Origin of the sequence: Chryseobacterium sp. C-71, assembly GCF_020911865.1 — a bacterium.
Taxonomy (GTDB): domain Bacteria; phylum Bacteroidota; class Bacteroidia; order Flavobacteriales; family Weeksellaceae; genus Chryseobacterium.
The window spans coordinates 3,225,910-3,248,678 of sequence record NZ_CP087131.1 but is presented as its reverse complement, the minus strand read 5'-3'; the positions used below and the strand labels follow the sequence as shown (position 1 = coordinate 3,248,678).

22 protein-coding genes and 1 pseudogene are annotated in these 22,769 nt (G+C 35.0%); 9 read left to right on the top strand and 14 right to left on the bottom strand.

The features are described 5' to 3' along the window. Positions 1 to 13 precede the first annotated feature (13 nt). From LNP04_RS14945 to LNP04_RS14935, 3 genes are all read left to right on the top strand, one after another. Positions 14 to 415 carry a DUF2007 domain-containing protein gene (locus LNP04_RS14945; RefSeq protein WP_229983713.1) on the top strand — a complete coding sequence of 134 codons (402 nt, stop codon included), beginning with the start codon at positions 14 to 16 and terminating at the stop codon, positions 413 to 415. Between the two features lie 278 nt (positions 416 to 693). Then, the gene (locus LNP04_RS14940; protein WP_229983712.1) at positions 694 to 1,299 is read left to right on the top strand and encodes a fumarylacetoacetate hydrolase family protein; all 606 of its coding nucleotides are present in this window, start codon (positions 694 to 696) and stop codon (positions 1,297 to 1,299) included. Between the two features lie 64 nt (positions 1,300 to 1,363). Next, positions 1,364 to 1,801 (top strand): universal stress protein, encoded by a 438-nt coding sequence (locus tag LNP04_RS14935; protein WP_129536136.1) that lies wholly within the window; start codon positions 1,364 to 1,366, stop codon positions 1,799 to 1,801. 70 nt (positions 1,802 to 1,871) lie between these two features. On the opposite strand, the gene LNP04_RS14930 is transcribed toward LNP04_RS14935, so the two are convergent. Then, the gene (locus LNP04_RS14930; RefSeq protein WP_129536135.1) at positions 1,872 to 2,105 is read right to left on the bottom strand and encodes a DUF6341 family protein; all 234 of its coding nucleotides are present in this window, start codon (positions 2,103 to 2,105) and stop codon (positions 1,872 to 1,874) included. A 42-nt stretch (positions 2,106 to 2,147) separates the two neighbouring features. Between LNP04_RS14930 and LNP04_RS14925 the strand changes: the two genes are divergently transcribed. Both LNP04_RS14925 and LNP04_RS14920 read left to right on the top strand, forming a co-directional pair. Then, positions 2,148 to 3,053, top strand: a complete 906-nt coding sequence (locus tag LNP04_RS14925; protein ID WP_229983711.1) for a DUF6427 family protein — start codon at positions 2,148 to 2,150, stop codon at positions 3,051 to 3,053. 10 nt (positions 3,054 to 3,063) lie between these two features. Continuing rightward, on the top strand, positions 3,064 to 3,648 hold the full coding sequence (locus LNP04_RS14920) for a DUF3109 family protein (protein ID WP_229983710.1): 585 nt from the start codon (positions 3,064 to 3,066) through the stop codon (positions 3,646 to 3,648). Positions 3,649 to 3,770: 122 nt separating this feature from the next. Here LNP04_RS14920 and LNP04_RS14915 read toward each other — a convergent pair whose 3' ends face one another. From LNP04_RS14915 to LNP04_RS14880, 8 genes are all read right to left on the bottom strand, one after another. Next, positions 3,771 to 6,623, bottom strand: a complete 2,853-nt coding sequence (locus LNP04_RS14915; protein ID WP_229983709.1) for a pitrilysin family protein — start codon at positions 6,621 to 6,623, stop codon at positions 3,771 to 3,773. 316 nt (positions 6,624 to 6,939) lie between these two features. Next, a complete protein-coding gene (locus tag LNP04_RS14910) occupies positions 6,940 to 7,626 on the bottom strand; it encodes a hypothetical protein (RefSeq protein ID WP_229983708.1) in 687 nt (228 codons plus the stop codon). A gap of 542 nt (positions 7,627 to 8,168) precedes the next feature. Next, the gene (locus LNP04_RS14905; protein WP_229983707.1) at positions 8,169 to 9,503 is read right to left on the bottom strand and encodes a trigger factor; all 1,335 of its coding nucleotides are present in this window, start codon (positions 9,501 to 9,503) and stop codon (positions 8,169 to 8,171) included. Positions 9,504 to 9,644: 141 nt separating this feature from the next. Further along, a complete protein-coding gene (locus LNP04_RS14900) occupies positions 9,645 to 10,205 on the bottom strand; it encodes a hypothetical protein (protein ID WP_229983706.1) in 561 nt (186 codons plus the stop codon). 27 nt (positions 10,206 to 10,232) lie between these two features. Continuing rightward, complete coding sequence (locus LNP04_RS14895; protein WP_229983705.1) at positions 10,233 to 12,617, bottom strand: TonB-dependent receptor; 2,385 nt, start codon at positions 12,615 to 12,617, stop codon at positions 10,233 to 10,235. A gap of 433 nt (positions 12,618 to 13,050) precedes the next feature. After that, complete coding sequence (locus LNP04_RS14890) at positions 13,051 to 13,407, bottom strand: hypothetical protein (RefSeq protein WP_229983704.1); 357 nt, start codon at positions 13,405 to 13,407, stop codon at positions 13,051 to 13,053. A gap of 322 nt (positions 13,408 to 13,729) precedes the next feature. After that, entirely contained in the window at positions 13,730 to 15,664 is a 1,935-nt protein-coding gene (locus tag LNP04_RS14885; protein ID WP_229983703.1) for an ABC-F family ATP-binding cassette domain-containing protein, read from the bottom strand. Positions 15,665 to 15,744: 80 nt separating this feature from the next. Next, positions 15,745 to 16,362 (bottom strand): DUF5715 family protein, encoded by a 618-nt coding sequence (locus LNP04_RS14880; protein WP_229983702.1) that lies wholly within the window; start codon positions 16,360 to 16,362, stop codon positions 15,745 to 15,747. 236 nt (positions 16,363 to 16,598) lie between these two features. Between LNP04_RS14880 and aqpZ the strand changes: the two genes are divergently transcribed. Then, a complete protein-coding gene (gene aqpZ, locus LNP04_RS14875) occupies positions 16,599 to 17,315 on the top strand; it encodes an aquaporin Z (RefSeq protein WP_229983701.1) in 717 nt (238 codons plus the stop codon). Between the two features lie 52 nt (positions 17,316 to 17,367). Here aqpZ and LNP04_RS14870 read toward each other — a convergent pair whose 3' ends face one another. From LNP04_RS14870 to LNP04_RS14855, 4 genes are all read right to left on the bottom strand, one after another. Further along, complete coding sequence (locus tag LNP04_RS14870) at positions 17,368 to 17,913, bottom strand: hypothetical protein (RefSeq protein WP_229983700.1); 546 nt, start codon at positions 17,911 to 17,913, stop codon at positions 17,368 to 17,370. Between the two features lie 256 nt (positions 17,914 to 18,169). Continuing rightward, positions 18,170 to 19,165: an acyl transferase gene (locus LNP04_RS14865; RefSeq protein ID WP_229983699.1), complete on the bottom strand. Its 996-nt coding sequence runs from the start codon at positions 19,163 to 19,165 to the stop codon at positions 18,170 to 18,172. Between the two features lie 197 nt (positions 19,166 to 19,362). Continuing rightward, positions 19,363 to 20,136 (bottom strand): UDP-2,3-diacylglucosamine diphosphatase, encoded by a 774-nt coding sequence (locus LNP04_RS14860; protein WP_229983698.1) that lies wholly within the window; start codon positions 20,134 to 20,136, stop codon positions 19,363 to 19,365. 24 nt (positions 20,137 to 20,160) lie between these two features. Next, positions 20,161 to 20,607 carry a 6-carboxytetrahydropterin synthase gene (locus tag LNP04_RS14855; protein WP_047445211.1) on the bottom strand — a complete coding sequence of 149 codons (447 nt, stop codon included), beginning with the start codon at positions 20,605 to 20,607 and terminating at the stop codon, positions 20,161 to 20,163. Between LNP04_RS14855 and LNP04_RS19605 the strand changes: the two are divergent. The 3 genes and pseudogenes from LNP04_RS19605 to LNP04_RS14845 all read left to right on the top strand — a co-directional run. After that, positions 20,521 to 20,760, top strand: a pseudogene (locus tag LNP04_RS19605) (hypothetical protein); the annotation flags it as partial. The gene LNP04_RS14855 and the pseudogene LNP04_RS19605 sit on opposite strands and share 87 nt — an antisense overlap. A gap of 93 nt (positions 20,761 to 20,853) precedes the next feature. After that, on the top strand, positions 20,854 to 21,357 hold the full coding sequence (locus tag LNP04_RS14850; protein ID WP_324292098.1) for a phosphoribosyltransferase family protein: 504 nt from the start codon (positions 20,854 to 20,856) through the stop codon (positions 21,355 to 21,357). Between the two features lie 43 nt (positions 21,358 to 21,400). Beyond that, on the top strand, positions 21,401 to 22,090 hold the full coding sequence (locus LNP04_RS14845) for an alpha/beta fold hydrolase (RefSeq protein WP_229983697.1): 690 nt from the start codon (positions 21,401 to 21,403) through the stop codon (positions 22,088 to 22,090). Here LNP04_RS14845 and upp read toward each other — a convergent pair whose 3' ends face one another. Next, on the bottom strand, positions 22,091 to 22,741 hold the full coding sequence (gene upp, locus LNP04_RS14840; RefSeq protein ID WP_229983696.1) for a uracil phosphoribosyltransferase: 651 nt from the start codon (positions 22,739 to 22,741) through the stop codon (positions 22,091 to 22,093). It lies immediately after the preceding gene. Between the last annotated feature and the right edge of the window lie 28 nt (positions 22,742 to 22,769).

Below are 22,769 nucleotides of genomic sequence, written 5' to 3'. Positions count from 1 at the left end.
AAATTAAAAAAGAATGAGCAATTTAGTTAAGTTTAAATTTTATGAAACTGCACTTGAAGCCAATCGCGACAAACAGATTCTTGCAGAAAACGACATCAATAGTTTTATAGCAAACGAACAACTGATACAGTCGGATTGGTTGCTTTCACAAGCTGTAGGTGGAATTCAGTTGCAGGTTTTCGAAGATGATTTTGATAATGCTGAAAAAGTTTTAACCAATTATCACGAAAATAACAAATTTTCTCTGGAAGTTGAGCACACCGTTGAAAATCCAAAGTTTGATTTTGTCTGCCCGAAATGTGGCTCCAACCATATTTATAAGGATGACAGCGCAACGAGTTTCTTTGGGATTTCTCTGCTTTCAAGCGATAAATATGTTTGTTATTATTGTGAGAACGAGTTTACTCATGAATAATTGAAGCATACTTTGTCATTCTGAAATAGTGTTTAAATATACTCTTAGATTCATCCGGAATTACAAACATAGTGCCGAATACCTAATCTTAAAAAGAATGGACAAAACTCTTAGCCCCGATTGCAGTGGAAATCCTTTTTTGAAAAAAAAGATTGCAACGGAAAGCGGGAAATAGCTCCTAAAAAATAATTGTAAAAATTGTCTCATTCTTCGTAATGACAATAAATTTAATTCAATAAAAGATTGCTTCGCCTTTGGCTCGCAATGACAAAAAAAATATGAAAATAATCTGCATAGGAAGAAACTACAGCGAGCACGCAAAAGAATTGGGAAACGCAATCCCGGACAAGCCTGTGATTTTTATGAAACCCGACACTGCGGTTTTGAAAGGAAATGACTTTTATATTCCGGAATTTTCTGACGACGTTCACTACGAACTGGAAATTGTGGTGAAAATCTCAAAAGGCGGAAAATACATTCAGAAAGAAACGGCGAATAAGCATTACGACGAGATTGGTTTGGGAATCGATTTTACAGCGAGAGATTTGCAAAGTGATTTAAAATCTAAAGGTCTTCCATGGGAATTGGCAAAAGGGTTTGATGGCTCTGCAGTCGTGGGAAGCTTCTTCAAAAAGGAAAACTATGACCTTGAAAATCTGCAGTTTTCGTTATTAAAAAATAAAGAAAAAGTACAGCATGGAAACTCAAAAGACATGATGTTTAAAATTGACGATATTATTGCTTTTGTTTCGCAATATTTCACGTTGAGAGTTGGGGATTTAATCTTCACAGGAACTCCGGAAGGCGTGGGAAAAGTTTCTGAAAATGATGTTTTGGAAGCTTATCTTGAGGAAGAAAAGGCTTTAGATATCAGAATATTATAAGTATTTAACAAGCTGTTTTTATAAATTTTTCATACCTTTAAAAGACAAATTAAAATATGAAAATATGATAAACATTGTACTGCCAGTAGATTTTGGCGAAAAAACAGATCAGCTTGTAGATGGCGCAATAGAGTTTGCGAAGAAGGTAAACGGAAAGCTCAATTTGATACACGTAGCGCCCACAGACATTGGTTTTGCAATCGGAGATATGGGCTATCAGTATTTTCCGGAGATTGAAGAAAACGAAATCAGAGAAGAACTGGTTCTTTTAAATAAAATCAATCAAAAAATTCTTTCACACAACATCGACTGTGAGCATCTTTTGAAACAAGGTATTGCGAAAGATATTATTTTGGAATATGCTGACACCAAAAATGCCGACTTCATTGTCATGGGATCTCACGGTAGAAGCGGAATTTACGATGTATTTGTAGGAAGCTTAACTAAAGGGATTACCAAAAGTTCTAAAATCCCGGTTTTGGTATTGCCTATACATGATTAAATTTAATTAACAGCATAAAAAAGACCGATCAAAAAAAATTGACCGGTCTTTTTACTATATAACCAATTAATTAACCTTCTTTTTTATAGATCGTAGGATCGTAGTAAGGGTTTTTACCCTCAGTAGGAGAATAATATTCTTTGTCTTTGTCTCCTCCAAGTGTTACCACCAAGACATAGCACCAATATGTAAATAGTACGCAACAAACGATGAATAAAATCCAGTTGAGTACGTTTCCAAAGGTTGTGAAAAAACCAAAAGACCATTTGAAAACATCACTTAAGAATAGAAAGAAAGACGTCATTATTTTCCTTTTTTAAATTAACTTTGCACAAATTTATAAAAAATGTTTAGATTACTTTCAAAAGAAAGCAATATTTTTTCAATTCCTGTTTATATTGGTTTTCTTCTTTTAGTAGTTATTGTAATTAACAGCCTCAATTTCAACACGTATGAAGCAATTATTGCCATTATTACATTTCTTGGAATTTCGCTTGGTTATTTCTGTTTTAATGCAATTGCACTGAATTATCAGACGCATCTGCCATTATTGCTCTATACATTTTTTGTTTTCGGGCTGTATCCTGGGAAATTAGACATCGGAATTGCCGTAGCATTGCTTACCAATTCATTTCTTTTGCTTCTTCTGACCAGTACCGATGAAGACCTCAGAAAAAAATCTTACGTTTTGGTGGGTTCTATTTTAGCTTTAAATTTCATCTTTCTTCCTACGACTTGGCCGATGATTTTCTTTGTACTGATTCACCTCATCGTTACGTCAGAAAGAATAGGTTTAAATATCTTCAGATTCATTCTGGGAATGTCACTGATTGCGTTGAGTTATTTCTCTGTGATGTTCTTCTTTAGATTTAATCAGTGGAATATGGATTATTTACCATTCGGGAAGATCAAATTTGTAACAGATTATACCGAACTTTTACCACTCATCCCTATAGTATTAATGTTGGTCTACGCAATATATGATCACTTTAAACATTATAATAAGAAAAGCCCGATCAGCCGTTACAAATACACTTTCTTGCTGGTATTCTCATTTGCACAGCTGGTAAGTATTATTTTATATATGAACAACCGTTATGAATACCTTTTGCTGCTGGCTTTTCCGGCAACGATTATTATGAGCAGGATGCTGAGATTTTTGCCCAAATACTGGATGCAGGAAGTGAGCTTATGGGTCATCATTATAAGCTTGATTGGTTTTAATGCAGGTACTCATTTCGATTTATTTTAAAAAAAAGATTATGATTCAAATAGACGATAAATTAATTTCTGAAGATATATTTTCTGAAGAATTTGTATGCAATCTTACCAAATGTAAAGGCGCATGTTGTGTGGAAGGTGATGTGGGAGCTCCTTTGGATAAAGATGAGTTAGTGATTTTAGATAATATTTTCGACAAAATAAAACCCTACCTTACCCAAGACGGAATCAAAGCTTTGGAAGAACAGGGAACCTGGACAACCGACCCAATGGACGGAATGTATGTAACCCCGATGATTGAAGATGCAGAATGTGCTTACGTTACTTTTGATGAAAGAGGAATCACAAAATGCGGTATCGAAAAAGCGTATGAGGACGGTGCTATAGACTGGCAAAAACCAATCTCATGTCATTTATATCCAATTCGTGTAACAGAATATTCTACATTCTCGGCTTTAAACTACCATGAATGGCCTATTTGCAACGATGCCTGTACTTTGGGTAAAGAACTTCAGGTTCCGGTATATAAGTTCCTGAAGACGCCTTTAACACGTAAGTACGGAGAAGATTTCTATACGACCTTGAGCGAAGTTGCGGAGGAGTGGAAGAAGGAGTATGGGAAATAGTTGATTAGTTGATTAGTTGATTAGTTGATTAGTTGATTAGTTGATTAGTTGAAGTTACACATTTTATAAAACAAACAACCGCAGAAATTTCTGCGGTTGTTTTCATATATAATCGACTAAGATTATTTTACTGCGGTAGCTTTTACTGTTGCAGCAGCTTCTTTTTTAGGAGCACTTTCCCACCCATCTTCAGGCATTAAAGTTGCAACTACTCTGTTTTTAGTCAGATATTTCTTAGCAACATCCTGTAGATCTTTTACCGTCAGTGCTTTTACTTTCTCCTGATAATTTAGGATTTCATACTTATCGCTTCCGTCCAATTGGTTTTTAGATAAAGCATTCAACCAGTAATTGTTGTCTTTGATGTCTGTTTTATAATCATTCATCTCGCCTTCTTTGTACTTATCAAGGTCTTTTTGCTCAGGACCTTTATCAATCAGTTTCTGAAGTTCTGCGATAGCACTCTTCGTCAGTTTATCTGCATTTTCCGGTCCGCAAGGGAAGCTTAAACTGAAATTATAATTTCCGTAAGGAACTTTATACATTCCGCCTCTGGCTCCACCACCATAGATTCCGCTTTCGTCTTCTCTCAATTTCTCGATCACCTTGATGGTTGCCACTTCACCTAAAGCTGCAAGTGCTAAAGCCTCTTTCTCGTTGTAAGGAGTTTCTCCTGAGTAAACGATCTGAACCATACTCTTCGGATCTTTTCCTTTTTTGTAAACTTTGGTATGATCTCCGGTGATTCCTCTGTACCCTGTGTCTTTGAAGTTGGTCGTTTTTCCTGTTGTAGGTAAGCTTGCGATGTACTGTAAAACTTCATTCTTAAATTTGGCTTCATCAATATTTCCTACAAAATAGAAATGGAAGTTTCCTGCATTGGCAAATTTCTCTTTGTAGACATCGTACGCTTTTTTATAGTTCGTTGCCGCCCAGTCTTTCTCCATTGGAATAAGCCCAATAAATCTTGGATTTTTCTGATTCGTAAACTTAGCGTGCTCACTTGCAAAATACGTCTGTGGATTAGACAAAAGGTTATCCAACATCGCAGACTGCTTCATTTTATAAGCATTGAATGCTTCAGGATTGTAATTTAAATTAGTGAAATAAGCATATAACAACTCCATTGCAGTACCTAAGTCTTTTTGGCTAGATCTCCCAAAAACACCTTCCAAAGTACTGCTGATGTAAGGATTTACATTCACCTGCTTTCCTGCCAAGTAATTAGTCAATTCTGCCTTAGACGCTCCTGCTACACCCGCTTCACTTAAAGCCTGATAAGCAAACTGAGTATTATTATAATCTGAATCATTTAACAATGAATTTCCTCCCAAACTTCTTGCAGAGAAAACAATCTCATCATCTTTAAAGTCGGTCTTTTTGAAAGTTACTTTCGCACCGTTGCTTAACGTCCATGTAGTTGTACCCAATTTGGCATCGGTTTCAGTTTTAGCAATTTTACCTTCAGATTTGAATGGTTTTATTAAATTCTTGATGGTCGCTTTTTCTTCGTAAGGTTTAAGATCAGCCACTTTTACGTCATCAAAAGTTTTAAGAACCAAAGCCTCCGTAGGCATCGTCACATTATCTTTTTTTGGACCGGTAATAACGATTACCCTGCTATCTTCTTTCACCATTTTTTTGATGACCTCATTCGTCTGAGCCAGTGTCACCGTTGGTAAAAACGTCTTTGTATCTTCGTATTCCCAGGCAATTCCCGGCATCGGCTCCTGCTCCAGGAAGTTTCTCACGTACTCGTCTACCAACATATCGCTTTCCGTTTTGTCGCGGTTGTTGTAAGATCTTTCCATATTAGACATAATCTGAGACTTCGCTCTGTCTAATTCGCTTTGTGTGAAGCCAAATCTTTTTGCTCTTTCAGTTTCTTCTAAAAGTACTTTCAAAGCGCTGATTTGATTTCCTTCTTTTACCATTGCAAAACCCTGAAAAGCTTCCTTGGTTCTTCCAACTACTCCACCATGATATACAGATCCGAAAGTAAACGGTGGATTATTCGAGTTGATCAATTCTCTCAAACGGTTATTCAACATTGTAGTCGCTACATTTTCTACCATGCTTTGATTATACTGCTGTACAGTTACATCTGGTTGGTAAGACTCCGTATCTTTCATCATGAATTGTACCATAGAGTTGGTAGCGTCAGGATCGGTTTCTATTGCCACTAAAGTCTCTTGGTGATTCGGTAAATCATAAACCTTTCTTTCTCTTGGTTTTGAAGGATTTTTATATTTGCTGAAATTTTCTTTAATTTTCTTTTCAACCTCATCCACATTGATGTCTCCTACCACAACTAACGCCATCAAATCTGGTCTGTACCAGTCTTTGTGGAATTGTCTGATAACATCGGGCTTAAAGTTTTGAAGAACTTCTTTTGTACCGATAGGTAGCCTGTCTGCATAATGCGATTTGTAAAGCATTTTAGGGAAATATTTGTCCCTCATTCTTTTATCTGCCCCCAAACCTAATCTTAGCTCTTCCAATACAACTCCTCTTTCTTTGTTGATCTGCTCGTCAGTCAAAGTTGCGTTAAAAGCCCAGTCTTCCATTACTTTAAGACCCGAATCAAGGTTTCCCGGCTTGTCTAGAGGAACGGGAAGCATGTACACAGTTTCGTCAAAGCTTGTGTAGGCATTAAGGTGTTGTCCGAATTTCACACCGATTGATTGTAGAAAGTCTACTAGTTTGTTATCTGGGAAATTTTTGGTCCCATTGAAGTTCATGTGCTCCATAAAGTGAGCAAGACCTCTTTGGTTTTCATCTTCAAGAATAGATCCTGCGTTGATCGCTAAACGGAAATCTACCTTCTTTTCTGGTAATGTATTTTTTTTGATGTAATACTTCATTCCGTTTGGAAGAGTACCTGTTTTTACAGAAGGATCCAATGGGATATTCTGAGCGAATGCACTAGTAGAAGCCATAAAGATTACTCCTAATGACAATAGAACTTTTTTCATACAGTTGTTTATTAAATTTTGCGTGATAAAAATATAAATTAATCACAATTACAAAAAATTTTATCCCTAGAATTTTAGTTAAAGTTGAGTTAAAGTTTATTTCACAAACAGTTGTTTAATAATTTGAGGCTTTATTTAAACTGTATTTCGATGATTATAAGTCTATTTATTTTGGTAGATTTTGCTAATTATCCAGATCTATTTTGCAGTAATTTGTTTTATTTATGAAGCATTATAACTCTCTTCCCTGATGATCAACTATCAAACAAAAAAGACCGGAAAATTCCGGTCTTATATTGATTTAAAGATTTATTTTTTATTTGAAATCATCTTCAGTAACTCCGGAGTTCAAAGTAACTTTTGTGGTTCTGATACTCACTTTTTGTCCGCCTCCTTCAGCTTCGATCAGTTCAGGAAATTTAATTCCGTCAACCGTCATATAGCTTTTCATAATGGCATCGCCCTGACCGCTTCCTGCTTTGTAAAGTAATCCTGTAGCTGCATCAAAGTAGAATTTTCCTTTATCTGAAGACAATACATTGTAATCTTTACCATCTAACTTTTCAACCGCTACGGTCTGAAAGCTTGAAGGATCATATGCCAACGCATCAATTGTCTGACTTTTTTTCAATTCAGGAATTTTATCTGCAGGGAAATCAGTTTTTGTACCCATCTGATTAGAGTATCCTTTCTCACCGTCGAAAACCTGAGTCATTTCCTGGCCCATTACAGATTGTACGGATTTGAACTTATTCCCCATTTTCTTTGTGGTAGAATTGATTTCCATTCCCTGAGCGCTGATTACATTTTCTATTACAGTAGATTTTACAGCCATCAGTTTATCTTTCCCTCCAAGAGCGGTAAGATAGTTATCGATTACTTGTTTTGGAGTGATCTGCGAAGTTGAAGCAGTTGATTTTACGGTAGCCGTAGATGTTTTTTGTGCGACTGCTGATGTAGAAAAAAGTACAGCACAAAAAAACGGAACGATTATCTTTTTCATAATAATATTAAATTTTAATGATGTAAATATAAGAATTTTGAACGGTACAAAATCATCAAGTTCTATTCCGAAAAAAAACACCGTCAATAATACCACTTAAGAAACACTTTTATTGTACAGCGGGAATTCAAAAATTTAAAATAAATCAGCTACATTTTTATATGTGTTCATCTTTAAACTATCCCTTTTTCTTTCTCCGAAAGAATTCCACCCATTACCCAAATGGAGGAGAATTTTTTGTAGCGAATAGGTCTCTAGCAAATATTGAATTATAATATTTATAAACCAATATTTATTTTAACAAACAAATAACTTTTATTAATGATTTATTAACATTTCCAGGTACAGTTATTGCTTCTAATAGAATCGATTCTCATGTTTAATTGAGTTTTCATGGTTATTAGTTTTTACCCAGCTTCGGCTGGGTTTTTCTTTTTCATAGGTCACATTATTAAATTAATCTTTACTGCAAAAGTATTCATCACATAAAAACAACAAAACCCACCAAAAGCGGTGGGTTTTAATTTTATATGAAAAGTAAATTACTTCTTTAATTCTTCTAAAAATTCGTCGTGCGAAATTGCAGTTTCCTTTTTAGTCGCTTTTTCAAGAATTACATCTTTTAGTTTAGCCATAGCAACCTCAGAAGAGATTTGTCTTACCTGCTCTTGGTCTTTCAACATTTCAGCAGCATATTTCTGAACTTCTTCGTCTCCTAAGTGGTGAATTCCGTAGATCGCCAATTGGTTTCTTACCAACTGCTCAGCCTGAGCTAATACGTCTGCGTAATCTAATTTGATATCATTATCAGACATTAATTTACCTTCGATGATCTGATATTTCAATTGAGTTTTCTCAGCTTCAAGAATTTCTTTAGCCTGCTCTTCAGACTGGATGTTCTGGTTTGAGAATACCAACCACTTCGTCAAAAATGACTCAGGAAGCTTTACTTCTTCTTTTTCAGAAACCTGCTCCAACACTTTGTTCACAAAGTGTACGTCTGCATTCTGCTGGAAGTATTCGTCTAACTCAGTTTTTACTTTGTCTTTAAGCTCTTCTTCAGTTTTGATGTTTCCTTCACCGTAAACTTTATCGAATAATTCTTCGTTAAGTTCTGCTAAGTTTAAGCTGTAGAAATCTTTTACTTTCACTTCAACTTCAGCGTGGTGTAAGTGCTCAGCTTCTTCTTTAGTGAATCCTAATTCTTTAGCTAAGTTTTCGTCAGCAGCCAAAGTTTCTTTAGAAACTTTCACAGACTCATCCATTTTAAGACCTTTTACCAATTTGAAAGCATCTTTGTTTTCAGCAGTAATGGTCACATTTTTTGGATGGTGGTGGTGCTCACCTTCAGCATCTTCTTCTACAACCTGAGAAATCTCTAAGTTGATGTAAGAATCTTTAGTGATTTTGTCTTGCGGAACCTGCTCTGCAAAACGCTTCTGCATGTTCTCGATGCTTTTGCTGATTTCTTTATCAGAAGCTTCTACTTTGTAGTGTGGAGCTTCATATTTGGCCAAATCTATAGTAAATTCTGGTTCGTAACCTACTTCGAAAGCAACTTCCAACTTCTCTGCGTTATGATTGAAATCATTCACCGGCTGAGGTACTGGCTGACCTACTAGTCTTAGTTTGTTTTCGTTAATATAGTTATTCAAAGCATCAGAAACTTGTTTGTTGATTTCTTCGAATGCAATCCCTGCTTCATATTGCTTTCTAACCATACTCAAAGGCACTTTTCCTTTTCTGAAACCAGGAACCTGTGCGTTTTTAGCATAATTAATCAATTGCTTTTCTACTTTTTCTTTGTAGTCAGATTTCTCCAATGTTACTGTAAGCAATGCACTTACATCATCATGGTTTTTTGCGGTAACCTTCATTATTGATTAAAATTTTAGGTTGCAAAAATATGAATTTTTTATTAAAACAAGCCATTCCTTTTGTTATAATACGTTAAAATAAAAAAGACACTACAGAATAGTGTCTTTCGGTAATATAAAAAAAATTGTCTTTTAAAAATTCTAGTGCGCATCAACTGTAATATCAACATCGCTTTCTCCTCCTACAGTCTGTCCTAATTGGTTGGACGCTGACGGATAATTTTGGTTAACTGATGTAGGAGAATGAATTAATTTAATATTCATTTTACCAGTTGCCTGTGTAGAATTGATTTTCCATTCTGTTCTTAAACCTAACTTTTGACCGTCTGTTCTTACGATATCATTTGCAGCTCTGATCAAAGTGATGTCTGCATCTGCAGGATTAAATATGATAAAGTGATGATCTTTTTCTTCCTCAATCTCATCAGAAGAATGGTAATGGTCATCATGCTTAATCTGGAAATCGAGTACCGCAACGTAAGTATCGCCCTGATGCAAGTGAAGATGTGAGTCTGCGACTCCGCCAATTACATTTACGGTTTGAATATCTGTTGCATCAGCTTTATTGGTCAATGTTAAAACCACCTTACCAATTTCGTCATGCTCGTGGATATCTTCCGGGATATCATCATCTCCGTTTCTACATGATAAGATAAAAACTGTAGCTAAAAGTAATAGTGTTATGTTGAATATTTTTTTCATTTTAAATTTAATTTTAAGTATTAATAATTAGAAATTGTATTTGAGAGTAACGATAAAGTTTCTACCGGATTCCGGCATGAAATATCTCAGTCTGTTAAGATATTCACGATACTCTGTATTAAAAATGTTATTGATTCTGAAATTAAGATTCAGATTTTTAAGTAAGTCTGCACCTACTGATGCATTGAATAATGTGTATGCTGAAGGAGGCGTACTCAGGTCAAGTTCTTCGTTGAATGTAGTGCCATTTTCAATAAAATCAAGATTCTGATTTCTGATGGGGAACCGTTTCTGTCTAAACACATTTTCGTTTTCCACACGTACGTAAAAGTTTTTGGGTGTATTCAATTTAAACTCAACCGCATTTCTCAGATTAGCTGGCATCATTAAAATCAGAGGCTCGTCATGGGTAAGATCATCTCCTTTTAATGCACTGAAACTCGTATTCCATTTTAGATTATCAAGAATATTAAGCTCCGCATCGGCATCAATTCCGAAAATTCTGGCTTTAATCTGCTGATAGCTCCAAACCGGGAAAACACCTCTGTTTGAAGACTCAATACCCGTAGGCACCTGATTGATAAAGCTATCTGAAATCATATAATAAGGATTAACCTCAATATGTAGTCCCTTTAAAACATTGAATTTCCCAATCATCGAAAGATTAGCATTATAAACCGTTTCTTTCTGAATAGATAAATCTCCTTCCTCAATAATGGCAGCAGAATGATGAAGCCCATCAGAGAAAAGTTCCGCCGGATTCGGGGTTCTATCTGCTCTTGCAAAGTTTAATTTAAATTCAAAAGTAGCATTCGGCTTATAATTGAATCCTAGATTGGCAGAAAAATTATGATAATCTAAGATAGGACGCGTCAAAATTCTGCTGTCGGCTTCCTGTACAAAAAACTGCGGATAATGACTGGCAAATTTCTCATTCCAGTCTTTTGCATCATAATATTTGTACGCATCATATCTGCTGAAATCATATCTCGCTCCGGCTTCTGCATTCAGCTTTGAACTGAATTTATATTTAAATACAGAGAAAACTCCCGCATCATATCTGTAATAATCAGGAATTAAACGTCTAGCTTTCGTAGAAGGGTTCGGATAATTATCCTGAAAACCTGCCGAAAGGCCACTTTCTAAGCTCCAGTTTCCTCTTTCTAAAAGATGAGTAAGACTGGCAGAATGAGTAATCAACCTCAGATCCATCGAGGGAAGTTCATTGAGTTCTCCTCTTCTGATATCAAATTCCTTACGGCGATTTATTTGAAAACTATATTGAAAGCTGAGTTTCCCAAAGTTCTCAAAACGTTTGTAAGCAGACAGCTTTGCAATATGATGCTCAACTTCCTGTTTAGGATTCACAATATCATAGCTGAAATTATCTAAGTAATAAGGCTGTCCAAATTTGATAGCATTTCTAAAATCTAAATTATTTCCTAAATGCGCACCTTTAAAAATTCCAAATTCCTGATTGATTCCGCTGTATGAAACATCGAAACCCTGCATAAAACCATGATTTCCAAAAGAGAAATTAAAAGAGTTCACCTCCGCTCCGGTATTCTGCAGCGTATGATGTGGAATGTATAAATCTCCCAACTTCTTATAACTTCCGCCTGTTTTTACAAACCATTGGTTTTTCCATGTTTTAGCAACATTTGCTGCTATTTCACCACCCCAACCATTAGAAATACCAGAAAGCTTAACACTCCCCATGATGGTATCTCTTTTAGGCAAAACAGCAGGTTCTAAAACCACCGCTCCACCGACAGCATCGCTTCCATACTTCAATGCAGATGCACCTTTCACGACATCGATGTGTTCAAAATCATTCACATCTACATTGGGAGCATGCTCTACACCCCACTCCTGTTCAGCCATCTTAACGCCGTTGTTCACGATTGCAATTCGGCTTCCATATAAACCATGAATCACAGGTTTTGAGATATTATTTCCTGTTTTAAGTGCCGTAACTCCCGATATTTTTGATAAAAGATTACCCAGATTTTCAGTTGAATTTCTCTCAATATCCGAATGATTCAACGTCTGCATAATCACCGAACCTTTCGTTTTGTGATTTCCATGAACAGTAACCGATTCTATTTCACCAATGTGGTGCTCTAAAGTAATGGCTAAGTGAACATCCTTCGTAACTCCTACATTTTCAGTATAATCATTACAATCAGGATGCTTTGCAATGAGTATATAATTCCCCGAAGGAATTTTATTGAATGAAAACTTTCCATTTTTGTCTGTTTTGGCAGTGAAATCTCCCAATTTCACCACAGCATTTTCGAGCATGGTTTTATCGTGAAAATCCTGAACTGTACCCTGAACAGTGAAAGTTTTTTGTGCGTTTGTAAACACCAATCCACAAAGGATCAGCAGTACACTATAAATCAGTTTCATTGTAAATAGCTTGATTGTATACTTTTTTGCCATTGGCTACTTGCTTTTCGCTCATAGCTTTAAATCAACATCATTGATGATTTGCAACAACAGAAAGTATTGTTCGTTAAAAAAATTTGATTGGATTTTCTTTAATATTAAAGACAAAGAATTCAATTTTTGAATGCTCTTATTTTTAGAAAATGATGAATCATTGGTCTTAATTAAACTATTAAGATTCTTTATAAGGAGTTTAGAATAGTTAAGTCGAGCTTCGCTTTTAATAATGCTAGACAAAAATCTATTTGATATTATCTTAATAAAATTTAACTCCTTACATTTCCTTAATAGTTCAAAAACAATGTATCAATCCATTTTAAATACATCATGCATTTAAAAATCATTCAAATTCTAAAAAATTTAAACTAAAAAAATCCGGTAAATAAATCTGTAATTAAGAAATGATGGGTGGACCCCGAAGTTGAAAAGTGAATTTTGTCTGAGACCAAATTCTTTCCTGAACTGCAATAATTTGTTCTACCTCGTGCGTGTAGCTTTCGAAAGTAAAGTTAAATTCTTCAGGAATTAAAGTGTTTCCGGTAGCCAAAAAGTGACAAGCCAAACAGTCGCTGGCTTTTTCTTTGGCTTCAGATTTTGAAATACTATTTTCTGATTTTTTAAGATTAAAACCTATAAAAACATCAGAAGACTCATGACTGTGAAAGCTTGAAGAAAACAATGCAAAAAAGTAGATCCCAAACATCAGTTTTGAGATAAAGCTTTTTAATTGTCTGCTTTCCTTGAAAATCATTTGGCAAAAATAGGAATAATATTTTAAAGGATTTTAATTAAAGATTAAATTATGGTTATTTAATGATGATTATATTCATTTTTATAACAAACGTGTCGCTCCTACGGAGCTCAAAATTAGTGGTCGTCTATTTTTCTACAAACATTTCGCTTCTACGAAGCTTAGACTTTGGAAAGCTACTTGCCAAATTATTTCTCTTAAGAAGTTGAAAATCATGGAAGCTGATTTTTTTCAAAAACAATATTTCTTTGAAGCTCTAAAGCTTTCACAAAAAAAAGGATGAGTTTAAAAACCCATCCTTCATTTATATTTCGTTAAAAAATTAATCTAACTGCGTTCCCAAATGTTCCCATTCCTGTAATGCAAGATCGAGTTCTTCTTTGGTTTTATTGTATTTTTCTAAAGTTTCTTCAGAAGGATTTTCTGTGGCAAAAGAAGCTTCCATATTTTCAATCGTTGTTTCCAACTCAGAAATTCTTTCTTCTACTTTTTTGATTTTATTTTGAATATTCTTTTGCTCTTTGCTTACGATTACAGTAGATTTAACTTCCGCTTTAGCTTGTTTTTCTTCAGCTTTAGCTTTTTCCACAATTTTAGCGTCTTCATCATGAAGTTTTGCTTTTTCTGCAGAAATCTCACGGATACTTTCTTTCTGTCTAAACACAAGATATTCGTTGATATCACCTAAGAATTCTTTCATATGCCCGTCACGGAATTCATAAATTTTATCACAAAGTCCTTGTAAAAATTCTCTATCGTGAGAAATTACGATCAACGTACCTTCAAATTTCTGTAAAGCCAACTTGATAATCTCCTTAGACTGAATATCCAGGTGATTGGTAGGCTCATCCATAATCAGTGTGTTGAACGGACGAAGAAGCAATTTACAAAGCGCCAGACGGTTTCTTTCTCCTCCGGAAAGCACTTTTGTTTTTTTATTTACAGCTTCACCCTGGAAAAGGAAAGATCCTAACAAATCTCTTACTCTCGGTCTTGTTTCTTCAGTCGCCGCATCTTCAGCTTCTTCCTGAACGGTTTTATTTGGCGTTAAAACCTCTTCCTGATTTTGGGCAAAATAACCAATATTAACGTTGTGACCTAAGTTCCAGTTTCCTGAATAATCTTTAATATCTCCAGAAAGAATTTTCGCTAAAGTCGTTTTCCCTTGTCCGTTTTGTCCAAGAAGTGCAATTCTGTCACCTCGCTGAACGATAAAGTCTACATCGTCAAAAATTTGTTTCTGACCGTAAGCTTTACCAAGATTTTCAGCTTCGAAAATAACTTTGCCGGGAACCTGTGATTGCACGAAACGAATGTTGAATTTAGAAACGTCTTCGTTATCAACCTCAATACGTTCTATTTTATCTAATTTTTTAATCAACGACTGCGCAAAAGACGCTTTGGTCGCACTCGCACGGAATTTGTTGATGTTATCTTCCATCTGCTTGATTTCCGCATCCTGATTCTTCTTAGCCTGAATCAGTTTTTCACGGCGGTCTTCACGCATCACCAAATATTTAGAATAATTGGCTTTATAATCATCTACTTTTCTGTTGTTGACATCGAAAGTTCTGTTACAAACTGCCGTCATAAACTGTTTATCGTGACTTACCAGAAGGATCCCTCCAGGATAATCTTTCAAAAAGTTTTCGAGCCAAATGATCGATTCCATATCCAAGTGGTTGGTAGGCTCATCGAGAAGCATCAAATCATTCTTCTGAAGAAGCAATTTTGCCAATTCGATTCTCATTCTCCAACCTCCGGAAAATTCATCAGTGATTTTTTGGAAATCATCAGCTTTAAATCCTAAACCGAATAGAACCTTTTCAATATCACCTTCCAGATTATAGGCATCATGGTGCATCAAAAGGTCATTGAGATCAGTCATTCTGTTGATCAGATCGGTATAAGCATCACTTTCGTAATCGGTTCTTACGGTTAGTTGATGATTGATTTCCTCAAGTTCTTCTTTCCAAGCATTAATTTGCTCAAAAGCCTGCATAGTTTCATTCCAAACGGTTCTGCCTTTCACAAAATCAAGATCCTGTTTCAGGAATCCTATGGTAATATTTCCTTCAGGAACGATGTTTCCTTCATAGAAAGTAATTTCGCCGGAAAGCATTTTCAGAAGCGTAGATTTTCCCGCTCCATTTTTACCAACCAAACCAATTTTATCATCCTTTTTAATGGTGAAATTCACGTTTTGAAACAAGTAGTTTCCCGAATGATGTAAGCCTAAACCTTGAACCGAAAGCATCTTTATGAGTAATTAATAATGAATAATGTGTACTGAATATTTTTCGGGTGCAAAAATACGCAAAATAAAGGACTTTAAATTTAATAATTCCTAACGGTGATATGAAAACAGCTTTGCTGGCGTTCTTTGATGTAATAAATCCGTCCGGCACTGGCATAATATTTTAAAACTTTTTCTAAAGCAACCTCTAGTTTAGGGTTTGTTTTAAGTTTATTATTAAATCTCACGTAAGAAATATCGAAAGAATTACCATAATTGTGGGAACTGATTCCCAGCGATGCATTTGCATTAACTTTTCTTAACCTGCACTGATCTTCCAATGTTCTGGTGATTGATGAAACCGTAAAAGTATGCCCTTTGGTTTCTTTGCTGAATCTCGAACCTATTTTTTCTAAAGTAGTTTTTGCTTTTGAAACTAAATACGCTCTGCTGTAATCTAATTTTTGAACCTTATACCCTTTTCCTGATTTTTTGACCGTATGAAATTTCCCTTTATTGATATACTTCTGAACTTGCGAGGTGTTTTTGAGAATATTGACATTAAAACTTCTGGAAGCATCTAAATGCGGTTTGTACAGAGGTGTTGGCTCCACTTTTAAAACCTCAGTAAAATCATAGCACGGAACCGCTTTTTTTGATGCCTGACTATACGCAAGCTGATGAAATGCCAATGGAATGATATACAGAAATTTCCTCATACAGACTCTTTTGAAGATTTAAACGCAAAAATTACAGATTTTGTTGTTGCCAAAGATATTAATTTAATGAAAAGACATAATATTTTATGAATACATAAACAATCACAATTAAAGTTAATTAAATGAATTAAATATAAACAATATTAAAAAATGACAATATAATATTTATTTTATCTCCATTAATTTTGAATAATTAATTTTTGTACATTCGCTTTACATTTAAAATACATAAAAACATGATTTCAAAAACTTCAAAATTCGTTGCCGAGATGCTTGGCACAATGGTACTTGTTCTCATGGGCTGCGGAAGCGCAGTGATTGCAGGCGCAGACGGCACTACAGGCGTAGGACTTCTGGGGATTTCTTTCGCATTCGGTCTTAGTGTTGTTGCAATGGCCTATGCAATCGGCCACATTTCTGGCTGTCACATCAACCCTGCCATTTCTATAGCAATGGTTGCGGCGGGAAGAATGAAAATGGATGAAGCGATACGATACATTATTGCCCAGATCATCGGTGCAATTATCGGCGCAGGAATTCTTTACGTGATTTTCACTAACCATCCAGGAGCAGAAATGAAAGAATGGGCTTTAGGCTCGAACGGCTGGGGAACGGGATATCTTGACGCTTACAATACTACGGCGGCTTTTGTAGCTGAATTTGTATTTACATTTATTTTCCTGATGGTAATTTTAGGTTCAACTTCTACTAAAAACATCAACGGTGGTTTTGCTGGTTTAGCGATTGGTTTCTCATTGGTTCTGATTCATATTGTTGGAATCAAAATAACAGGAGTTTCCGTAAATCCTGCGAGAAGTATCGGCCCTGCAATTTTTGCGCAAGGTGCGGCACTATCTCAATTGTGGTTATTTGTAGTTGCACCAGTGCTAGGAGGTATTGCAGCAGCTTTTACTTACAATTTATTGATGGAAAGGCCAGAACAAGCAAAATAATTTCACAATACATATCAAAAAAAAACAAATCCTGTCTTTCGGCAGGATTTTTCTATTTTAACTTCTTGATTTCGAAAGGATTTTTGAAAATAAGTTCTTCATGCTTTCCTTTGATTTCTAATTTTCTTTGCAATAAATTGAGTGCCATTTTTCGGATAAAAAGATCTTTGTCGTTCAATGTCCAATAGGAATCCTCGTGTACTTTTTTCGGTTTGCGAATGAGATAGAATTCGGTATTCCAATTGTCGGCATTGTGATAGAATTCAATAATTCCGCAGTGTTCGGGAATTTGAGAATGCTCAATCATTCCCATCGGAAGTAAAAAGCTGAACGAATTGCAAACGTAATCTCCGCAACAGATTTTGTCATGTTTTAAAAATTTTTCGCCAGTTTTAGTATTGAGGTATGATTTTTTAAAATCATTTTTGAAATCACTTTTTGAAAGTTTAATTTCAATCTCATGACTGAAACCTTCAGAATCGATAATCAGCATATCCGCTTCCCAATCTGAATGGAAATGATTGCTGAGTACAATTTCCTTTTCAAAATCGCAATTTGCATGAATGTAAGCGTGAACGAGCTCTTCTATCTTTAACACTTTTTTGATGCTTTTTAATTTTTAACGCAAAGTTCGGTAAGGTTTTATTTGATCTTATTGAGCATATTTTTTGTTCGCTAAGGCGTTCCACTCAGCTAAGACTACAACGTTTTGCACTAACTAACTAACTAACTAACTAACTAACTAACTAACTAACTAACTAACTAACTAACTAACTAACTAACTAACTAACTAACTAACTAACTAACTAACTAACTAACTAACTAACTAACTAACTAACTAACTAACTAACTAACTAACTAACTAACAAGCTACAACCTCGAATATCCGAATGATCAATCCTTCCCAACACCTGAAATTTCTTTTCATCCTCGGATAACAATTTACCCAAATCCTGCGTTGCAATGAAAGAGCAGGAATGAATATTTGCCAAGTCAATAATATTGATTGCCCCGGTTTTCCCGGCAGTTTCATAACTAAAAGGATCTTCTACATTTCTGATCAAAACCCTCATCCACTTTGGACATTCGTAGACATTTTCACCTAAAGAATATGCCTGCGAAAGCAGTTCGGTCATTGAATATTCTGAATAAATTTTCTCAGTTTTAAAACCATTCTGAAGAATTTTCAGCAATTCATCTTTTGTCATTTCTTCTTTACGCCCTTTCATCCCTCCGGTTTCTATTACTACTAAATTCTTTAAAGAATTCGGAGATTCTTCACTTCGTTCAGAATTACAATAATCGAGAAAATCAAGAAGCGCAAAAGAAACTCCGAAAAGAATCACTTTTTTATCTTTTAATTCATTCAAAAGCTTGAATAAATCAACGTGATTGTACAGAAAATATCCATTTTCAGGCTTGTCTGATTTTTTCATCAAATAATCTACCATGTAAATCAGTGATGAATTTTGTTTTTCCAGATAACTTGGAAGCAGACCTAGAAAAATAAAATCTTCAGGTTTTCCGATGAACTGTTCGAAGCTTTTATAGATGCTTTCCTGGTATATATCTTCGTTTGCAATGAAATGTTTAGACAAATTCATCTGCGTCGTTCCCGAACTTTGAAAATACAAATCAGTGGAAATATTTTTGTCTAAAATCTGATGATTTTTAAACATTTCAATCGGCAGAAAAGGAATCTTTTCGATAGACTTAACTTTTTCTACGTCGATACTGAGGTAATCAACAAACTTTTGGTAGACCTCAATATTTCTGTATTGATACCGAAAAGTTGTCAGTGCCACATCCAGAAATTCTTGTTCGGTCTTTATGTCAAATATACTTTTCAATGTATTTTTAAAATATTTTTTTTAAGTCCTATTGATTCATTTTGAATCATTTAGGAAATCTGAATTTAATTTTAAGTATAATTAATATTAAAAAATAAAATTTGGTCAGCTTATTGCAATTCAATCTGCGGAATAGGGATTAGAAATAACAGCCTTAGAAACTGTTATTCAGAAATTACCTCTTCGGAGGTAATTTTTTATTTCTGCTCAAAAGTTTTCAATTCAAAATCATATTGAAAAACTCCGTAGGTGAAATAAGAAATCCAATCTCCGAGATTGATGTATTTTGAATTTTGATTTAAATCTAAAACCATCGGCAAATGGCGATGCCCATAAATAAAGTAATCAATTTTTTCAGCTTTCAGCTTTTCTTTCGAATAAATAATCAAAAACTCTTTATCTTCTCCCAAAAACGCTTTGTCTTCATCTCCGGAAATCATTTTATTTTTCTGAGACATATACAATGCAATCTTCATCGCAATATCGGGATGCAACCATTTGAAAAACCATTGTGCAATAGGATTTGTAAAGACTTTTTTCATTCTCTTATATCCTTTGTCACCTGGTCCTAAACCGTCTCCGTGAGCTAACAAAAACTGTTTTCCTGCGATTTCAAAATATTGCTTTTTGTAAAAAACCGTGCAACCAATTTCTTCTTCCAGATAATCTTTCATCCAGAGATCGTGATTGCCCACAAAAAAATACACCTGAATACCGCTATCTTTCAGCTCAGCTATTTTCCCAAGTACACGCACATATCCCTTGGGAATAACGTGTTTCCATTCGTGCCAGAAATCAAACAAATCGCCCATCAAAAACAAAACCTGAGCATCTTCTTTGATCTCATTCATCCAACGGATAAATTTTTCTTCCCGAATTTTGCTCTGCTTCACATCCGGCGCACCAAAATGTTGATCTGAAGCAAAATATACTTTTTTTCCGGGTTTTAAATTGATGGTTGTCTTTAGCACTTCTCTATATTAAATTCAGAAAAATTATTGATTATCTTCTGCAAACCATTCTCCGTAAGAGTTTTCAGTTTCGTGAAGCTTTAAGTAAGCTAAAGAAACATCTGCAGGAAGTTTTGATTTTATTTTTGCAGCGATGGCGTACAACATATTTTCACAAGTCGGCTGAAAGTTGCAATAGATAACTTTCTGACCTTTATTTTCTAATTCTTCACCCATTTCTCTGTGCGGAGAAACCCCGTTAATCAAAACCGAATGATCCCAAACATCAACAATTTCAGCTTTCACAATCGCTTTAATATCTCCGAAATCTACTACCATTCCGTTTTTAGGATTTTCCAGATCATTGATTGGTTTTCCTTTTACTGTAACGAAAAGTTTGTAAGAATGTCCGTGCATATTTTTACATTTCCCATCATAATTATACAACACATGAGCAGTCTCGAATGTAAAAATTTTTGTAATACGTATCATGGTGCAAAGATAGAGAATTTGATTAGAAAATTGGAATTTCAGTCATTGCGCTTTCGTAATGAATTTTTTATTAAATTTATCGTTAAACACACACAAATGATTTTAGATTTATTTTTTCCCAATCGCTGCATTCACTGTAACAGGATTATCGATGGCAATCTGCTTGTCTGCAATATTTGTTTTGAACAGATTCACTTTACTCATTTTGAGTATTTATCCGAAAACAACTTAAAAGAAAAATGCAAATTGCTTTTCCCAATAGAAAATGCCTATGCTTTGATGCAATTTGAACAGGAAAATCTCAGCAGAAAAATCATTCATCAATTAAAATACAAAAGTCGGGAGAAGACCGGAAAAACTGTTGCAGATTGGGTGACAGAAAGATTAGATTTTAAAAGCGAAAAGCCGGATTTATTGATAAGTGTCCCACTCCATCCGAAGAAAGAAAAGGAAAGAGGCTACAATCAATTACATTTGTTCACCAAAGCACTTTCTGATTTTTATGGAATTCCATTTGAGCATTATTTACTGAAGCGAAATCATTACTCAAAAGCTCAAGCGTTGAAAGATAAAAAACACCGTTTGGAAACTCAAAATACTTTTTCCCTGACCAAAAAGATTTCTAATCAACATGTTTTACTGATCGATGATGTTTTCACGACTGGAAATACTTTAGCTACAATTGCATGGGAAATTTTGAAAGAAGGAAATAATAAAGTGAGCGTCTTGGTAATGGCGATGGATGAATAGCTTAGATTAAAATATTTTTGTTAATTTCCCATAAACTAATTATATGGAAAACCTTATTTTATTACATGGCGCATTGGGTCACAGTGATCTATTTAATTCTTATCTTAATGCGCTTTCACAATCTTTCAATGTTTATACCCCATTGTTTTCGGGTCACGGAAACACAGAACAGCCAACGAACGGAATTACGATTGAAAAATACATTCAGGAATTAAGTGAATTTATCGAAGAGAAAAACCTGAAAGATGTTTGTATTTTCGGACACAGCATGGGTGGCTACGTTGCGCTTTGTTATGCTTTAGAAAATCCTGAAAAAGTAAATTCAGTAATGACATTAGGAACCAAATTTGACTGGACAGAAGAACATGCATTGAAAGAAAGTAAAATGCTTAACCCTGATATTATTATAGAAAAAATTCCAAAATATGCCGAATTATTAGAATCCCAGCATGGCTCAAATTGGAAAAAATTACTTCCTGCGATTGCCGAAATGATGATTTCTTTGGGTAAAAATCCGCCGTTACATGATGAAATTTTAAAGAATATAGAAATTCAGGTTCAGATTATGGTGGGAGATCAGGATCATATGGTTACGATTGAGGAAAGCACTGCAGTTTACAGAAAACTTACAAAAGGAAAATTGGCCGTACTTCCAAACACAAAGCATCCGTTAGAAAAAGTACGAGCAAATCTACTACTCAATCTGATGCAAGATTTCTGGGATCTGCCTTAATTATCTCTGCAGTTTTTCTCCATAGCTCAAATCTCCCGCATCACCCAACCCTGGTGTGATATAGCCTTTTGTCGTTAAATTTTCATCAATAGCTCCCACCCAGATTTTTGCCTGTGGATAGGCTTTTTCAATAGTTTCAACACCTTGTTTTGATGCAATTGCCGCAACGATGTGTAATTGGGAAGGCGTTCCGTTGGTCAATAAATCTTTTATAGCTTCAATCAAAGATGCGCCTGTTGCCAACATTGGATCTGCAACAATTAATGGTCTTCCGTCGATATTTGGGCAGGTTAAATAATCTTGTTTGATCGAGAAATAATCATTAGCGTCATGCTTCCTATAAGCAGCCACAAAACCACAATCTGCTTTGTCAAAATAATTCAAAATTCCTTCAAATAAAGGAACTCCGGCTCTTAAAATGGTTGTAATGACTGGCTGAACAGCAATTTCCTGAGCTTTTATGGTATCTAAAGGGGTCTGAATTTCAATTTCCTTTGTTTCTAAATCTTTCGAGATTTCAAAAGCCGCAATTTCTCCGATGCGCTCCATGTTTCTGCGGAATCTCATTCGATCGTGCTGAATTTCTACGTTTCGAAGCTCGTTAATCCACGAATTAACTAAAGAAAAAGTTTTAGAAAGTTCTACCGTCATAATTTTGATTATTCTGAAAACAAAACTA

Coding starts and splice junctions, on each gene's coding strand:
- LNP04_RS14945 (WP_229983713.1), top strand. CDS start 14: ATGAGCAATTTAGTTAAGTTTAAATTTTATGAAACTGCACTTGAAGCC.
- LNP04_RS14940 (WP_229983712.1), top strand. CDS start 694: ATGAAAATAATCTGCATAGGAAGAAACTACAGCGAGCACGCAAAAGAA.
- LNP04_RS14935 (WP_129536136.1), top strand. CDS start 1,364: ATGATAAACATTGTACTGCCAGTAGATTTTGGCGAAAAAACAGATCAG.
- LNP04_RS14930 (WP_129536135.1), bottom strand. CDS start 2,105: ATGACGTCTTTCTTTCTATTCTTAAGTGATGTTTTCAAATGGTCTTTT.
- LNP04_RS14925 (WP_229983711.1), top strand. CDS start 2,148: ATGTTTAGATTACTTTCAAAAGAAAGCAATATTTTTTCAATTCCTGTT.
- LNP04_RS14920 (WP_229983710.1), top strand. CDS start 3,064: ATGATTCAAATAGACGATAAATTAATTTCTGAAGATATATTTTCTGAA.
- LNP04_RS14915 (WP_229983709.1), bottom strand. CDS start 6,623: ATGAAAAAAGTTCTATTGTCATTAGGAGTAATCTTTATGGCTTCTACT.
- LNP04_RS14910 (WP_229983708.1), bottom strand. CDS start 7,626: ATGAAAAAGATAATCGTTCCGTTTTTTTGTGCTGTACTTTTTTCTACA.
- LNP04_RS14905 (WP_229983707.1), bottom strand. CDS start 9,503: ATGAAGGTTACCGCAAAAAACCATGATGATGTAAGTGCATTGCTTACA.
- LNP04_RS14900 (WP_229983706.1), bottom strand. CDS start 10,205: ATGAAAAAAATATTCAACATAACACTATTACTTTTAGCTACAGTTTTT.
- LNP04_RS14895 (WP_229983705.1), bottom strand. CDS start 12,617: ATGAAACTGATTTATAGTGTACTGCTGATCCTTTGTGGATTGGTGTTT.
- LNP04_RS14890 (WP_229983704.1), bottom strand. CDS start 13,407: ATGATTTTCAAGGAAAGCAGACAATTAAAAAGCTTTATCTCAAAACTG.
- LNP04_RS14885 (WP_229983703.1), bottom strand. CDS start 15,664: ATGCTTTCGGTTCAAGGTTTAGGCTTACATCATTCGGGAAACTACTTG.
- LNP04_RS14880 (WP_229983702.1), bottom strand. CDS start 16,362: ATGAGGAAATTTCTGTATATCATTCCATTGGCATTTCATCAGCTTGCG.
- aqpZ (WP_229983701.1), top strand. CDS start 16,599: ATGATTTCAAAAACTTCAAAATTCGTTGCCGAGATGCTTGGCACAATG.
- LNP04_RS14855 (WP_047445211.1), bottom strand. CDS start 20,607: ATGATACGTATTACAAAAATTTTTACATTCGAGACTGCTCATGTGTTG.
- LNP04_RS14845 (WP_229983697.1), top strand. CDS start 21,401: ATGGAAAACCTTATTTTATTACATGGCGCATTGGGTCACAGTGATCTA.
- upp (WP_229983696.1), bottom strand. CDS start 22,741: ATGACGGTAGAACTTTCTAAAACTTTTTCTTTAGTTAATTCGTGGATT.